Source organism: Arthrobacter ginkgonis (assembly GCF_039540195.1).
Classification (GTDB): Bacteria; Actinomycetota; Actinomycetes; order Actinomycetales; family Micrococcaceae; genus Zafaria; species Zafaria ginkgonis.
This window is the reverse complement of record NZ_BAABEO010000008.1, coordinates 128,173-142,101: the sequence shown is the minus strand read 5'-3', so window position 1 is coordinate 142,101 and position 13,929 is coordinate 128,173. Positions and strand designations below refer to the sequence as shown.

The following is a 13,929-nucleotide window of genomic DNA, read 5'->3' as shown; positions in this document are numbered from 1 at the left end:
CCTATATTGAACCAGTAGTTAAGGACCCGCGGACGCGCGGGGATGCCAGCCGGGAGGACACCGCATGCCGCAGCAGAGGCCGCCTGGCCGGCGCATGCGCTCCCGCGGCACGACCCTCGCGGGGCAGTACCTGGTGCTCCAGCTCGCGATCGTCGTCGCCGTGCTGATCGGCGTCGTCGCGTTGTCCCTGGCCCAGGCCGCCGAGTCGTTCGAGCGCGTCGAGGGACGCCGCGCCCTCTCGGCCGCCGAATCCCTGGCGGCCAACCCGGCCGTCCGGTCCCTGCTTCCCACCGCCGAGCCGCGCCTGGGGGCGGCGCTGCCGGCCGTGGCGGAGTCGGTGCGCAGCGTATCCGGCTTCAGCTACGTTGCCCTGGCCAAGTGGGACGGAACCATCCTCACGTCCCCGGACCCGTCGCAGATCGGCGAGAAGCTGCCGCTGGGGGAAAGCCAGGTCCAGGCGGGGCGGTCGTGGACGGGACCCCTGGACATGGGTGGCCAGCCGTACCTGGCCGCCCACGTGCCCGTGTTCAACGACTCCGGCGCCATGGTCGGCATTGCCGCGGCCGCGCGCGCCTATCCCTCGGTCCCGGAACGGCTCGTCGAGGCGGCCCCGAACCTCCTGACGTACCTCGGGATCTCCCTGGCCCTGGGGACCGCCGGCTCCCTGCTGCTGGCCCGGCGGGTCAAGCGCCAAACTTTGGGCATGGAACCCGATGAGATCGCGGGACTGGTCAAGCACCGCGAGGCCATCGTGCAGGGAGTCAAGGAAGGCGTCCTCGCCCTGGACCCCGGCCAGCGGGTCACGCTGGCGAACGAGACCGCGCGCCGGCTGCTCTCGCTTCCGCCCGACTGCGTGGGCCGCCAGCTCAGGGACCTTCCCCTGGCCGCGGAGCTCCAGGAGGTGCTCACCTCCGAGCAGGAACAGCCGGACCGCCTGGTCCTGGTCGCCGAACGGGTCGTTGCCCTCAACCGCATGCCCCTGCGCTCGCACGGCCGGCTGATCGGTTCCGTCACCACGCTCCGGGACCGGACCGAGCTGTCCACGCTGGAGCGGGAGCTGGGCATGACGCGGGCGGCAACGGACATGCTGCGCGCCCAGACGCACGAGTTCGCGAACCAGCTCCACACGATCTCCGGCCTGATCCAGATCGGGGAGCACGAGGAGGTCGTGAAGTTCGTTGACGGCGTGCACCTGAGCCGCACCCGCCTCCACGACGAGGTCACCTCGCGCATCGAGGATCCGGCTGTCGCGGCGCTGCTCATTGCCAAGGCCAGCATCGCGGCCGAGCGCGGGCTGCGGCTTCACCTGGATGGGACGTCCCTGCTGGGCCGGCTGCCCGAGGACCTTTCGCGGGACCTGACGACCGTCGTCGGCAACCTGGTGGACAACGCCATGGACGCCGTGATCGGCACGCCCTCGCCCGGCGTCGACGTCACGATCCGCGACACTCCGCGTGCCATCGAGGTCAGGGTCAAGGACAACGGGCCCGGCGTCCCGCCCGAGAACATCGGCGACATCTTTCGCCAGGGTTACACGACGAAGCAGCCGGGCATGGACGGCGACCGGGGGTTCGGACTCGCGCTCACGCGCCTGGTGTGCATCAGGCGCGGCGGGGACATCGGCATCAGGAACGACGGCGGGGCGGTCTTCGAGGCGTTCCTCGCCAAGGACGGGGCGGACACGTGATCAAGGTTCTGGTCATCGACGACGACTTCATGGTCGCCAAGGTGCACGCCGGATTCGTGCGGCAGGTGCCGGGCTTCAGCGTCGTCGGCGCCGCGCACACCGGGGCGAGCGCCCTCGAAGCCATCCGGACGCACCGCCCCCATCTGGCCCTGCTGGACATCCACCTTCCGGACATCAACGGGCTCGACCTCCTCCAGCAGTTGCGCGAGGTCGACCCGGAGCTGGACGTCCTGGTGATCAGTGCCGCCCGCGAAGCGGACACCGTCCGCCGGGCCCTGCGCGGCGGCATCGTCCACTACCTCATGAAGCCGTTCTCCGCGGCGGACCTGCGCGACCGCCTGGAGCACTACCGGCAGGCGTACCAGCCGCTGAGCGGATCCAGCAATCCGGCCGAACAGTCGGACATCGACCGCATCTTCGGCGTTGCCAGCAGCCAGCAGCCGCTGCCCAAGGGCTGCAGCATGGAGACCCTGCAGCGCGTGGTGGACCTGCTGCGCTCAAGCCCCAGCGACCTCTCGGCCACGGAGGCCGCCGCCGGGCTGGGAACGTCCCGGGTCAGCGCCCGGCGGTACCTGGAGTACCTGAACGAGGTCGGCAGGGTCGAGATCCGGCTGCGCTACGGCGCCGGCCGGCCCGAACGCGGCTACGCCTGGCTCCCCGCGTAGGGGCATGCCATTAAATGGCCCGTGACATGGGAGAAAACTGACCGGAAGTCCGGATTTGTTGACACGGTGGCCGGAACGGCGGCCGCCCCGCGGACGACGGCGGGAAGCGCCCTAGGGCACCCGGAAGCATTACGCCAGCTGACAAGTCCCTTTCGACAGGATGTAGAAACACCTTGTACGGTTGGGACACCCGAACCCGACCCGAAAGGACAACCCCATGCCCTACGGACACTCCAGCGGTACTGTCACCGAAATCCCGGTCGAAAACATCACCCCCGGGATGGTTGGCACCTGGCACGACGGCGAAGCCCGCGTCGTCTACGACGTCACGCAGACGTCCGAGCGCGCCGAGGACTACCTGGTCAGCTACCGCTCCGTGGCCCCGAGCCCGGACGGAAACCACAACACCGACACCATTGAGGTACCGGTCACCTCCTCTTTGCCGATCATCGTCTCCTCCATCGCCGAGCCGGTTTCCATCGACTCCTGATCCGCGGCAACCGGCAGGGGGAATGGGGATCCCCGGGTCCGGAGGCACGAACGACGGCGGCACCCAAGGAAGGGTGCCGCCGTCGTCCGTTTTCGGCCGCTTGCCCGGCGTCCGGGGGCCCGGCTGCCGAACATTATTCGGCCGCGCACCGGCACAAACGCGTCAGGATTCCGCGTCGGACCCGCACAAACGCGTCACTTTTCGCCGGGCGCTGGATTTTCGGGCGAGCTAGTCGAGGGCCGCGGAAATCTTTCCCGTCAGCTCCTTCAGCTGCGCCATTTCCCCGCTGTCCAGCGCCGGGGCGAGCAGCTCGTGGATGTGGCGCACGTGTTCGCGGCCGATCCTGCGCTGCAGGTCCCGCCCGGCGTCGGTGAGCGAGACCAGCACCGCGCGCTGGTCGCTCGGGTCGGTGCGGCGCTCCACCAGGCCCTTGGCCTCGAGCCGCTCGGCCATCCGGCTCAGGCTGGGCTGGCTGATGAGCAGGTGCTCGTTGAGGTCGCTGAGCCGGCTGCTGCCGGAGGGGCAGCGGCCCAGGTTGAACAGCACGTCGTACTCGCGCATGTTCAGTTCCTTGAACTCGGCCAGCTTCTGCAGCCGGCGCATCATGCCCACCTGGCAGCGGAAGAGCGCCTCCCACGCCTCGGCGGCCTCGCGCACCGTGGGCGTGTCAGGCATGGGAGGCCTCCGCGGCCTTGGCCTCGCGGGCGGCGACCCGGTTCGCGTGCGTGGGCCCCTCGGGGACGTCGGCCGGCTTGCGCTTGGCGAACTCGGCGCGCAGCTCCGGCAGCACGTACTCGCCGAAGAGGTCCAGCTGGTTCAGGACCGTCTTCAGCGGCAGGCCGGCGTGGTCGACCAGGAACAGCTGGCGCTGGTAGTCGCCGAAGAACTCCTGGAAGGAAAGAGTCTTCTCCAGCACCTCCTGCGGGGACCCGACGCTCAGCGGGGTCTGGGCGGTGAAGTCCTCCAGCGAGGGGCCGTGCCCGTAGACCGGGGCGTTGTTGAAGTACGGGCGGAATTCCCGAACGGCGTCCTGGGAGTTCTTTGCCATGTAGAACTGTCCGCCCAGGCCCACGATCGCCTGGTCGGCGCGGCCGTGGCCATAGTGCTCGTAGCGCTCGCGGTAGAGGCTGATCAGCTGCTGGTAGTGCTCCTTGGGCCAGAAGATGTTGTTCGCGAAGAACCCGTCGCCGTAGTAGGCGGCGATCTCCGCGACCTGCGGGGTGCGGATGGAACCGTGCCACACGAACGGGGCGACGTCGTCCAGTGGGCGCGGGGTGGAGGTGAAGTTCTGCAGCGGCGTGCGGTGCTTGCCCGTCCAGGACACGACGTCCTCGTCCCACAGCCGGCGCAGCAGGTGGTAGTTCTCCACCGTCAGTTCCACCGAGTCCTGCATGTTCTTGCCGAACCACGGGTACACCGGTGCGGTGTTGCCGCGCCCGAGGACCAGGTCCACGCGCCCGCCGGAGAGGTGCTGCAGCATCGCGAAGTCCTCGGCGATCTTCACCGGGTCGTTGGTGGTGATCAGGGTGGTCGCCGTGGAGAGGATGATCCGCTCCGTCTGCGCCGCGATGTAGGCCAGCGTGGTGGTGGGGGAGGAGGAGAAGAACGGGCGGTTGTGGTGCTCGCCGAGGGCGTACACGTCCATCCCGATCTCTTCGACCTTCTTGGCGATCTCCACCGAGGCGCGGATGCGCTCCTGCTCGGACGGCGTCTTGCCGGTGGTGGGGTCGGTGGTGATGTCGCTGACGCTGAAAACGCCGATCTGCATGGTGTGCTCCTTCGCTTGGCCTGTATCCATGATGCCAGAAAATCTATGCAATTGCATGTAAAAGCGCGCGAAGGCCCCACATCATTCCCGCCCGGGGGTGTGGGATGCGTCTCGTCGCCTGGACCGTAGGGCCCTGCACCGGACGTGCTGGCGTGCGGGCACACGCTGTCTGGGAAGTGTGCGTCTTGGAGGACTCATGGGGTGCGCAACTCCGGCGGCGTTGGTGGGCGGCGGGCTAGCGCCGGCCGGGGATCAGGACGGAAAGCGTGCCGCTCCGCGGCGGCCCGTCCATGATCCGCCCGCGGTCGATCGCCTCGTTGCCGAGCCAAAGTGTCCACCGTTTCCCATGCTTGTCTTGGGGATCGGTCTCGAGGAGCAGGGGGTGAACTCCCAGTCGGTCCAGCAGTAGCGATGCCACTGCCTCCTGGGATGGGTGTCCGAGATCGAATTCCAGAAGTTGGGCCAACTTTCCGCTGCCCAGGTTCCACTGCGGCCAGAGGGTCTTTCGCGGATCGATCGACAGGGCGATCCACCCTTCGTCGTCTTCGGGCCGGCCAATGACAAGCTCCAGGCCCTCATTCAACAGTTCGACCGTCAGGTCCGTTCCCGGGTCCAGCGCGTTCCGAATGCGGTCGAACGGAATCTCCAACGTCTCGTAACTGCTGGCGCGCACCTCTACCCTCCGCTTTCCCGTGGCCATCCCCTGAGTCTAGGAGCCACGACGCGGGGGCGGGCCCGCGGGCGCCGAGATCCACCGCGCTCAGGCGCCCGCGGAGCGTTCGGTCCACCATGCCGCGGTGGCGGCGAAGCCTTCCTCGAGCGGGGTCGGGGAGAGGCCGAGCGCCGCCTCGCTGCGCGCGGAGTCCATCACGAACGCGGCATCGAACTGGTAGGCCATCTCCGCGAGTTCACGCATGTCCCGGTTCACGGTGCCCAGGGCCCGCAGCACCCAGCCGGGGATCCCGGAGACCCTGGGCGCAGTGAGGCTCGCGGCGCGGGCATAGCCTTCGGCCATGGCTCGCTGCGTGGTGGGCGGGGCCGTTGGCGCATGCAGGACCCGGTTCCACAGTTCGGGCCGCTGCGCGGCGCGAACCATCGCCGCCGCCAGGTCCGGCAGGTAGGTGAACGAGTGCGGGAGATCGGGATTGCCGATGGCCGCCAGGCGCTTGCCGCCGAAGACAGCCTCCAGCATGCGGGTGCCCGCGTGGGCGTTCTCCGCGCCGGGTCCGTAGTAGTCCGAGGCCACCACGCTGACCGTGTTGGCGGACGAGGCCTCCCGGGCGTCCAGCAGGGCCGTGCGGACCCCGCGCTTGCCGCCGGAGGCCCGGCGCGGCGAATCTTCGCGCATGACTGCGCGCGGCTCCGAGTATGAGTACAGGCTCTCCGGGAAGACGGCGGGAATTCCGGCCCGGGTGGCCTCCGCCAGGACCACCGCCTCGGCCTGCGGCAGGACCTTCCTCCAGGCCTCCGCCGAGTAGGCGGCGTGGATGCAGTGGAAAATGGCCTCCGCGCCCGTCGCGGCCTCGGCCAGCTGCACGGGGTCGGTGGCGTCCGTGCGGGTCCGGCGGATTCCCGGGTGCTCCGGACCGGAGCCGGAGCGGCTGGCCAAGGTGACCGAGTGCCCTGCATTCGCCAGCTGGAGCGCGACGGTGGAGCCGATCGGGCCCGCGCCCGTGACGAGGTAGTGCCGGGCGCGGGACTGCTGGGGGTGGGGCTGCGACATGGCGGGGTCCTTGGTGGTCGAGGTGGCAAAAAAGTGAGCACTGCTCTCGATATGAGGTTAGGGTCCGTCGCGGAATCAAGTCAAGAGCACTGCTCTCAAAAGTTGACGGTGCTCGCGCACGTGATGTGTGATGGCCCCATGGGAAAGACGCCAACCCCCCGCCAGCAGGCCCGCGAGCGCACCGTCGCCGAGATCCTGCGCATCGGGCGCGAACAGCTGGCCAGCGAAGGCGCCGCCGCGCTGTCCCTGCGGGCGGTGGCGCGGGAACTGGGGGTCGTCTCCTCGGCCGTCTACCGCTACGTGGCCAGCCGCGACGAACTCCTGACCATGCTGGTGGTGGAGGCCTACACGGAGCTGGGGGACCGGGTGGACGCCGCCGTGGAGGCCGCCCCCGGCGGCCCGTTCGAGCGCTTCGCGGCCCTGGCCCGAGCGGTGCGCACGTGGGCCTTGGCGGAACCGGCCCGCTACGGACTGCTCTTCGGCAGCCCGGTCCCCGGCTACCACGCCCCGGCCGAACGGACCACCGGTCCGGGCATCCGGGTGGTGGCCCGCCTGCTCCGGATCCTCGACGAGGCCTGGGCCGCCGGAGGCGGGCCGCGTGAAGAATCAGATGTGAGACGGTTGCCACCCCGGCTCGCCGAGGACCTCGAGCGCATTCGCGAGGAATTCGGCGCCGCGGCCCCGGCCCACGTCCTGGCCCGGGGCGTAGGCGTCTGGTCCGGCCTGTTCGGGGCCGTGAACTTCGAGGTCTTCGGCCAGTACGGCGCCGGCACCTTCACCGACCCCGCGGAGCTGTTCGAGCTGACCGTCCGCCGCCTGGCGGACGAGGCAGGACTCCCGGGGCAGTAGGCATCCGCTGGCGGTCCGCCGGCCTAGGGCGCAGTCCCTCGCTGGCGGGCTTCGCCGAGGCTTCCCGTTCCGGGGATGCGTTTCGCCAAAGGATGATGCCGGATTTGGAGGCCAAACCCCGCATCTTCCTTTGGCGAAACGCGGAGATGGGGCAGGGTCCTTCGGCCAGACGCCAAACGCCCAACGCCAAACGACGGCGGGCCGCACCTGCGGAAGGTGCGGCCCGCCGTCGTGCGGGTTCCGGGGTGCGGAGGCGCGCTAGACGCGGGCCCCCACGGCGTCCTCGTCGAGGTCCCCGTCCAGATTGCCGTCGCGCCGGGAGGCGGCTTCGGAGCCGTGCGTGCCCGCGGGCCGTCCGCGGTCGCGGCGCAGCGCCGCGCGTTCCTTGGCGCCCTCGACCAGGCGGTAGAGCACCGGCACCAGCACCAGGGTCAGCAGGGTGGAGGAGACCAGGCCGCCGATCACCACGACGGCCAGCGGCTGGGAGATGAACCCTCCTCCACCGGTCAGGCCCAGCGCCATCGGGGTCAGCGCGAACACCGTGGCCAGCGCGGTCATCAGGATCGGGCGCAGGCGCTGGCGGGCGCCGTGGAAGATCGCCTCCTCCAGCGGCATCGCCGGCTCGGCGCCGCGCGGGAGCCGGTACTGGTTGATCAGGTCGATCAGCACGATCGCGTTGGTCACCACGATGCCGACCAGCATCAGCATGCCGATCAGCGAGGGCAGCCCGAGCGGGACGCCGGTGAGCAGCAGCAGGCCGATCGCCCCGGTGGCGGCGAACGGGATGGAGACCAGCAGCAGCAGCGGCTGCACCAGCGACTTGAAGGTCGCCACCATGATCACGTAGACGATCGCGACGGCGGCCAGCAGGGCCAGGTAGAGCTGGCCGAAGGAGTCGGCCTGCTCGGTGGCCGCCCCGCCGAGGCTCGCCGTGGCGCCCTCCGGCAGGGACAGCCCGTCGAGGCGCTTGCCGACCTCGGCCGAGACCGTGCCGAGGCTGTTCTCGCCGGGGGTGACGGCCACGGTGGCGATGCGGTCGCCGTTGGAGCTGGAGATGGAGGCCTGCGCATCGACGGTGCGGACGGTGGCGACGTCGTCGAGCCTCACCGGTCCGGTCGGGGTGGCCAGTTCCAGCGCGCGCAGCTTGGCGGGGGAAGTGAGCGTGCGGCCTTCGCCGATGTACACCGAGTAGTCGGTGTAGCCGATGCGCACGGATCCGGAGCTGGTGGGCTGGATGGCTGCGGCCGCAAGCATCGCCGTCTGGGACTGGGTCAGTCCGCGGTCGGCGGCCTCCTGGGCGTCCACCTCGACCTCCAGCCGCGGCACGGTGCCGGTCAGGTCGCTCTCCGGGGCCTGGGCGTCCGGGATGTCCCGCAGGGCCGCCACGACGGCGTCGTTGGCCTCGGCGAGGACCTCCGGCGTCGGCGCCTTGACCTGCACGTCGATGGTGCTGGAGGCGCCCATGGTGCCCCCGCTGCCGCCGCCGACGGCGACCTCGCCCTGCGGGGCGGCCTCCGCGAGCGCGGCGCGGGCGGCGTCCTGCACGGCGGCCTGGTCGGCGCCGGAGGCGGTGATCACGGTGTAGGAGGCGGAGTCGGCGGCCCCGGGCCGGCCGAAGCTCCCGCCGCCGATGGAGACCTGCACGGCCTCGACGCCGTCGAGTCCGCGCAGCGCCTCCTCGACCGGCTTGGCGGCCTTGGAGGTGGCGGCCAGCGAGGTCGACGCCGGCATCGCCTGGGTGACGGTGAAGAAGTTCTGCCCGCTGGAGCCGAGCAGGTTGGTCTGCAGCAGCGGCACCATCGCCACGGTGCCGGCGAGCACCAGCACGGAGGCCAGCAGGGTGATGACCGGGTGGCGCTGGGTTCCGCGCAGCACCGGCGCGTAGCCGCGCTGCAGCCAAGACCGCAGCTCCTTGGCCTGGGCCTGCTCGCGGTCCCTGGCGGCGGCGGTTCGCTTGCGCCCGAGGAACCAGTAGGCCAGCACGGGCACGATGGTCAGCGACACCAGCAGGGAGGCCAGCAGCGCGATCGTGACGGTGAGGGCGAAGGGGCGGAACAGCTCCCCGGCCACGCCGGCGACGAACGCGACCGGGGCGAACACGGCGACCGTGGTGAGGGTGGCGGCGGTGACCGCGGTGGCCACCTCGCGGACCGCGGTGACGATGGCCCGGCGCCGGTCCTCGCCGTATTCGAGGTGGCGCTTGATGTTTTCGATGACCACGATCGAGTCGTCCACGACGCGGCCGATCGAGATGGTCAGGGCCCCCAGCGTGAGCATGTTCAGCGAGAAGCCCGCCACGTTGATGCCGATGAAGGTGACCAGCAGGGACAGCGGGATGGAGATCGCGGTGACCAGGGTGGAGCGCACGCTGGTCAGGAAGATGAGGATGACCACCACCGCGAAGCCCAGCCCCAGCAGGCCTTCGACGGTGAGGTCGTGGATGGACTGCTCGATGAACGGGGCCTGGTCGAAGACCACGGTGATGTCGGCGTCCGGGCCGAGCTCGGACTCCAGTTGCGGGATCAGCGCGGCGACCGCGTGGGAGATGGCGACCGTGTCGCCGTCGGGCGTCTTGGTGACGGACACCGCCAGCGTCTCCGCGCCGTTGGTGCGCGTGATGCTGGTGGTGGGGTTGTCCGCCAGTTCGACGTCGGCGACGTCGCCGAGCAGCACGACGCCGTTCGGCCCGGCCAGCGAGACCGCGCGCAGCGCCTTGAGCGAGTCGATACCGCCGCCGGCCTGCGCGGCCAGGGTCAGCGTTCCGTCCCGCACGGTGCCCAGCGGGACGAGCATCCCGGCGTCCTCGATGGCGCTCTTGAGGCTGTTCTCGGTGAGTCCGTTGGCGGCCAGTTCGTCGGCGTCCGGGGTGATGGTGATGCGCTGCCCGGCCGCGCCGGTCACGTCCACCCCGCGCACGCCCTCGACCTTGGAGAGGGCGGGCACGGTCAGCCGTTCGACGTCGGCGGACAGCTCGTTCAGGTCCTCCCGGCCGGCGACGGCCAGGTAGATGACGGGGAAGTCGGAGATGGAGCCGGCGAAGGAGGACGTGGAGACGTCCTTGGGCAGCGCGGCCGACGCGTTGGCGATGGCCCGCTCCACCTGGTTGCGGGCGCGGTCCAGGTTGGTGCCGTAGGCGAAGCTCAGCGAGATCCGGGAGACGGAGGCGGAGGAGACCGCGGAGGAGGAGTCCAGGTTCTCCACGGCGAGGAGCGCCGATTCCAGCGGCTGGCTCACCTGCTTGTCCACCACCTCGGCGGAGGCCCCCTGCAGCGTCGAGACGACGGTGACCTGCGGGAATTCCAGCGAGGGGATGAGTTCCTGTTTGAGGGAACCCATCGTGAGCACCCCGAACACCGCCGTGAAGACGGTGACCAGGGCGATCAGGGCGCGGTTGCCCAGGGACAGTGAAGCGAGCCGATGCATCGGCACTCCTTGCGTGGGGGGAGCCGTTAGGCCAGTTCGAGGACCTTGTCGGTGGCGGCGGTGACCTCGGCCAGCAGCCCCGGGTTCTCGTTCAGCTTGGAGCCGTAGCTGGGGATGATCTCCTTGAGCTTGGACTCCCAGCCGGAGAACTGCTGCGGGAAGCAGCGGTTCAGGAGTTCGATCATGATCGGGGCCGCGGTGGACGCGCCCGGGGAGGCGCCCAGCAGGCCGGAGATGGTGCCGTCGGCGCTGGTGATGACCTCGGTGCCGAACTGCAGCACGCCGCCCTTCTGCGTGTCCTTCTTGATGACCTGGACGCGCTGGCCGGCGGTGATCAGTTCCCAGTCGGAGCCCTCGCCGCCGGGGTAGTACTCGCGCAGCGCGTCGTCCTTCTTGGCGCGGGACTTGAGCACCTCGGTGACCAGGTACTTGACCAGGCCCGTGTTGTCCTTGGCGACGGCCAGCATCGGGATGAGGTTGTGCGGGCGGACCGAGCCGACCAGGTCAAGGTAGGAGCCGGTCTTGAGGAACTTGGGCGAGAAACCGCCGTAGGGGCCGAACATGAGCGAGCGCTTGCCGTCGACGAAGCGGGTGTCCAGGTGCGGGACGGACATCGGCGGGGCGCCCACGGAAGCCTGGCCGTAGACCTTGGCGTGGTGGCGGGAGATGATCTCCTCGTTCGTGCAGCGCAGGAACTGGCCGGAGACCGGGAACCCGCCGAAGCCCTGGGCCTCGGGAATGCCGGAGGCCTGCAGCAGGTGCAGGGCGCCGCCGCCGGCGCCGACGAAGACGAACTTGGCGTTGACGGTGCGCTTGGCCCCGGTGGCGCGGTTCTTGACGGTGAGCTGCCAGCCGTTGCCCGAGCGCTCCAGGTTCGTGACGCGGTGGCCGAAGTTCAGCTCGGCGCCGGCGACGCCGAGGTAGCTGGTCAGCTGGCGGGTCAGGGAACCGAAGTCGACGTCGGTGCCCCCCTCGACGCGGGAGGCGGCAACGCGCACGGACGCGTCGCGCCCTTCGGCGACCAGCGGGGCCCACTCGTTGATGGTGGCCAGGTCCTCGGTATGCTGCATCTTCTCGAACAAAGGCTGCGCGCTCAGGGACTCGTATCGGGCCTTGAGGTAGTCGGCGTGCGCATCGCCCATGACGAAGCTCATGTGCGCCAGCGGGTTGATGAAGGTCTTGGGGGAGCCGATCAGGCCCTGGGACACCATGTGGGCGTAGAACTGGCGGGAAACCTGGAACTGCTCGTTGATGCCGATGGCCTTGGCCGGATCGACGCGGCCGTCCTTGCCGGCGGGGGCGTAGTTCAGTTCGCACAGGGCGGCGTGGCCGGTGCCTGCGTTGTTCCATGGGTCGGAAGACTCAAGGCCGGCCTGGTCGAGGTTCTCGAACAGGCCAATGCTCCACTCGGGCTCCAGCTGCTTGATGAAGGTGCCGAGCGTGGCGCTCATCACGCCACCCCCGATCAACGCGACGTCGAGGTTCTGGGTGGGTTGCGAGGGCACGGGAAATCTCCATCCGACGGGTCTGGTGGCTCAGTGCCAAGGGTAGCGCCACGGCGGGACCGGCAAGAAATCAGCATGCCGCGGGACGGTTCCTAGGTGGCAAGGCCCACACGGTCGAACGTTTCGTCCAGCACCGGGCTGGAGGGGTAGCTGCGCACCCGGTCGCTGAGCGCCAGCGCCGAGATCGGGTAGGCCAGCGGCAGGGCCGGCAGGTCGGCGGCGAGCTGTTCGCCGATCTCCTGGTAGGCGCTGGTGCGCTGCTCCCCGGCGGGCAGGGCGCGGGCCTCGAAGATGCGGCGCCGCACCCCGCCGTCGTTGTAGCCGAACGCGGCGGAGGGCGTCCCGAACAGCACCCCGAGGAAGTTGTCCGGGTCGCGGTAGCCGCCGCTGCAGCCCATCAGGTGGAAGCCCTTGTGGCGGCCGGCGCGCACCTGCTCCAGGTAGCCCTCGTCCCACGGGACGGGCACGGGCCGGATCGTGAATCCGACGGCGGTGAGCTGGCGGCTGATCTCCGCGTAGATCCGTTCGGGCAGCGGAAGGTAGGCGCGCGTGACGTTCAGCGGGTAGGCGAAGGGGATGGGCTCGCCGTCGTAGCCGCTGGAGGCGAGCAGTTGGCGGGCCTGCTGCGGGTCGTAGCCGCGGTACGTTTCCGGGTTGGGGATGCCCAGGCTCGGCGGGATGAAGCTGCGCGCCTCCTTGGTGCCGCTGATGAAGAAGGAGTCGATCAGGGACTGGCGGTTCACGGCGTGGGCCGCCGCGCGGCGCACCGCGTCACGGGAGAGGAACTCGTTGGACTGGTGCATGCCCAGGTAGAGGACGGAGAACGGGTCGCGCTGGACCACCTGCTGGCCCCCGCGGACCAGGTCGCGCAGGCCCTCGACGGTGACCAGGTCGTAGCCGTCGATGTCCTTGCGGCGCAGCGAGCGCAGCCGGGAGTCCGGGTCCCGCAGCGTGCGGAACGTGGCGGTGCCGATCTGCCCGCCCCCGCGCCAGTGCCCGGGGTGGGCCTTGAGGGTGACGGTGTCCTCGTCCCGGGCGGAGAAGGAGAAGGGGCCGGTGCCGACGGGGCGCTCCCCGAAGCCGTTGGCCACCCGTCCGTACTTGTCGACGCTGAGGGAATCGGCGTCGGTTTCCTCCAGGGCGGCGGGGGAGGCGATGCCGAACCCCGGCATCGTCAGGGCCTCGATGAGGGAGGGCAGCGGGCGGGTCAGGGTCAGGATCACGGTGTAGGGCCCCGTGGCGCGGATGGACCTGAAGTGGCCGGCCGGGACGGTGCCCGATCCGTCCTCGGCGGGCACCTTCTGGTGCTGGTGGAAGACGGACTCGAAGGACAGCGCCGCCCGGCCGGAGCTTGTGGCCGGCAGCGAGGCCCAGCGGGTGAAGTTCGCCACCACGGCGGCGGCGTCGAAGTCGGTGCCGTCGTGGAAGCGGACGCCCTGGCGCAGCGTGAAGGTGTAGACCAGTCCGTTGTCGCTGGCCGACCACTCGGTGGCCAGCGCCGGCATCGGGCTGCCGGTGTTGGGGTCCACGCCGACCAGGCCCTCGAAGATCTGCCGGGTGATGCGGAACGTGTCGGTGTCGGCCACCAGGGCCGGGTCAAGGGTCCGGGGGATCGCGGGCGTGCCGAAGACGAAGGACTGGAGCGCCGGCGCGGCCGCGGTGCCCGTGGCGGAGGCCGACGGGGAAGCGGTGGAGGCCGCCGTGCAGCCGGTCAGCGTCGCGGCCAGGACCGCGCCCAGGCCCAGGAACGAGCGGCGCGAGAGCCCTGGGGCGCCGGGAGTGGAGGGGCCGTCGCCGAACCCGGTGCTGCGGTCCACGC

At 70.3% G+C, this 13,929-nt stretch carries 11 protein-coding genes; 4 read left to right on the top strand and 7 right to left on the bottom strand.

What is annotated here, in order from left to right:
* Positions 1-64 precede the first annotated feature (64 nt).
* From ABD912_RS03255 to ABD912_RS03245, 3 genes are all read left to right on the top strand, one after another.
* On the top strand, positions 65-1,687 hold the full coding sequence (locus ABD912_RS03255) for a sensor histidine kinase (RefSeq protein ID WP_345148430.1): 1,623 nt from the start codon (positions 65-67) through the stop codon (positions 1,685-1,687).
* The gene (locus ABD912_RS03250; protein WP_345148427.1) at positions 1,684-2,352 is read left to right on the top strand and encodes a response regulator; all 669 of its coding nucleotides are present in this window, start codon (positions 1,684-1,686) and stop codon (positions 2,350-2,352) included. The genes ABD912_RS03255 and ABD912_RS03250 overlap by 4 nt, the downstream gene beginning before the upstream one ends.
* Before the next feature lie 217 nt (positions 2,353-2,569).
* A complete protein-coding gene (locus ABD912_RS03245; protein WP_345148425.1) occupies positions 2,570-2,842 on the top strand; it encodes a hypothetical protein in 273 nt (90 codons plus the stop codon).
* 228 nt (positions 2,843-3,070) lie between these two features.
* Here the strand turns inward: ABD912_RS03245 and ABD912_RS03240 are convergent, their stop codons facing one another.
* The 4 genes from ABD912_RS03240 to ABD912_RS03225 all read right to left on the bottom strand — a co-directional run bounded on the left by ABD912_RS03240 (position 3,071) and on the right by ABD912_RS03225 (position 6,333).
* Entirely contained in the window at positions 3,071-3,517 is a 447-nt protein-coding gene (locus tag ABD912_RS03240) for a MarR family winged helix-turn-helix transcriptional regulator (protein WP_345148423.1), read from the bottom strand.
* Entirely contained in the window at positions 3,510-4,610 is a 1,101-nt protein-coding gene (locus ABD912_RS03235) for an LLM class flavin-dependent oxidoreductase (RefSeq protein WP_345148421.1), read from the bottom strand. The genes ABD912_RS03240 and ABD912_RS03235 overlap by 8 nt, the downstream gene beginning before the upstream one ends.
* Positions 4,611-4,845: 235 nt before the next feature.
* The gene (locus ABD912_RS03230; protein ID WP_345148419.1) at positions 4,846-5,310 is read right to left on the bottom strand and encodes a hypothetical protein; all 465 of its coding nucleotides are present in this window, start codon (positions 5,308-5,310) and stop codon (positions 4,846-4,848) included.
* A 60-nt stretch (positions 5,311-5,370) separates the two neighbouring features.
* The gene (locus ABD912_RS03225; protein ID WP_345148418.1) at positions 5,371-6,333 is read right to left on the bottom strand and encodes an NAD-dependent epimerase/dehydratase family protein; all 963 of its coding nucleotides are present in this window, start codon (positions 6,331-6,333) and stop codon (positions 5,371-5,373) included.
* A 138-nt stretch (positions 6,334-6,471) separates the two neighbouring features.
* On the opposite strand from ABD912_RS03225, the gene ABD912_RS03220 reads away from it, so the two are divergent.
* Entirely contained in the window at positions 6,472-7,182 is a 711-nt protein-coding gene (locus ABD912_RS03220) for a TetR/AcrR family transcriptional regulator (RefSeq protein ID WP_345148417.1), read from the top strand.
* Positions 7,183-7,440: 258 nt separating this feature from the next.
* Here ABD912_RS03220 and ABD912_RS03215 read toward each other — a convergent pair whose 3' ends face one another.
* The 3 genes from ABD912_RS03215 to ABD912_RS03205 all read right to left on the bottom strand — a co-directional run bounded on the left by ABD912_RS03215 (position 7,441) and on the right by ABD912_RS03205 (position 13,927).
* Positions 7,441-10,605 carry an efflux RND transporter permease subunit gene (locus ABD912_RS03215; RefSeq protein WP_345148416.1) on the bottom strand — a complete coding sequence of 1,055 codons (3,165 nt, stop codon included), beginning with the start codon at positions 10,603-10,605 and terminating at the stop codon, positions 7,441-7,443.
* Positions 10,606-10,631: 26 nt separating this feature from the next.
* Entirely contained in the window at positions 10,632-12,110 is a 1,479-nt protein-coding gene (locus ABD912_RS03210; protein WP_345148415.1) for a malate:quinone oxidoreductase, read from the bottom strand.
* 92 nt (positions 12,111-12,202) lie between these two features.
* Complete coding sequence (locus tag ABD912_RS03205; protein WP_345148414.1) at positions 12,203-13,927, bottom strand: ABC transporter substrate-binding protein; 1,725 nt, start codon at positions 13,925-13,927, stop codon at positions 12,203-12,205.
* Positions 13,928-13,929: the final 2 nt, after the last annotated feature.